The following is a 1,130-nucleotide window of genomic DNA, read 5'->3' as shown; positions in this document are numbered from 1 at the left end:
GGGAAGGACCAGTTGAGGATGGTAACCGGGCCGGTGAGCATACCTTTTACCGGCTTCTTACTCAGGCTCTGGGCGTATTCGCTCCACTGCGCGGTCATCGGATTAGGCCGCGAGATATCCCCAGCGATAATCGGTGGTTTCACACAGCGAGAGTAAATTCTGATGTTGGATTTTATCAAATATACAAGGTTTAAATTTCGGGAGCACACCGGGTTTTGTGTACCAAAGGGGCCCAACTTTCATTCTGCGAAGAAATACACTTATCGCTTACAAGGAAGCGAAGTTTCCTTTCGAGCACCTACGCAATATCACTTCTTCCGCCCTGGATCTGAACAACTCACATCCAGCTGGAAGGAAGACAATCTAGAGAGGCTAAATACTCGCGACATAAAATCTTACGATGACACTTGGGCGTCCACTGCCATTTTTCAAAGGAAATATGCATTTTATGGCCCATGGTTTACCGGCGAAAAGGCAAGAGCAAGCCTATATATAGCTGCGATTTCACCCGTGAACCAGCAACACAACTTAAACTTTCTTCATCCTCGAGCTTTCGAAGCTGCCGTAGCCGCCTTCTTAACTGCAGACTATGGGCATATGCATGAAGATGGTTCTCCGGATTATTTGGGGCCGATTGATTGGGAGCCTTTTAAGCAGTTCCCCGTACCAGCTGCGCGCTTTAAGGTTGAAAGCGAATGCTGGAGCAATCGAAGTACAATGTTCTGTTTCCCAATATCTTCCAATAGAATTTTGTTCTTTTACTTAAGTCACAATCAATCCGCTGCAGGTAGTTTTGAGAAAAGAAATGCAGCCATCAGTCCAAAGCCAGCCGAAGAACTAATCGACAACATCATCAATAGCGTAACATTCACTCCCTCGCCCGAACTTGCACGGGAGCTTGCCGAGATCCGCAAAAGCTGCCCAGATCTGTCTGTCAGCAAAGAGTTCCCGCCATTAAAATGGCCGGCAACTGTGGACGAGACGGGTTTGAATATCGTTGAAATGAATGAGAAACAGCGGAAGGCGTTGGTGGGATAGTTTTCTAAAAAGTATTAGGTTGGGCGTACTTGAATTGGCCCCGTAGGAACCTGCCTCGCAGGCGAACAGTCCGGAGATCCGGGTGTTCGCCT

General features: G+C 47.8%; 1 protein-coding gene and 1 pseudogene. One reads left to right on the top strand and one right to left on the bottom strand.

Annotation, left to right across the window (positions count from 1 at the left end; translation table 11 throughout):
• A pseudogene (locus B4U49_RS00490) lies at nucleotides 1–152 on the bottom strand (hypothetical protein); the annotation flags it as partial.
• 10 nt (nucleotides 153–162) lie between these two features.
• Between B4U49_RS00490 and B4U49_RS00485 the strand changes: the two are divergent.
• Nucleotides 163–1,038, top strand: coding sequence for a hypothetical protein (locus tag B4U49_RS00485; RefSeq protein ID WP_078082652.1), 876 nt, complete (start codon nucleotides 163–165; stop codon nucleotides 1,036–1,038).
• The last annotated feature ends 92 nt before the right edge of the window (nucleotides 1,039–1,130 follow it).

The sequence above is a fragment of the Microbulbifer mangrovi genome, assembly GCF_002009015.1.
Classification (GTDB): Bacteria; Pseudomonadota; Gammaproteobacteria; order Pseudomonadales; family Cellvibrionaceae; genus Microbulbifer; species Microbulbifer mangrovi.
Note: the sequence above shows the minus strand (reverse complement) of the source record. Positions and strands in the feature narration are given on the sequence as shown.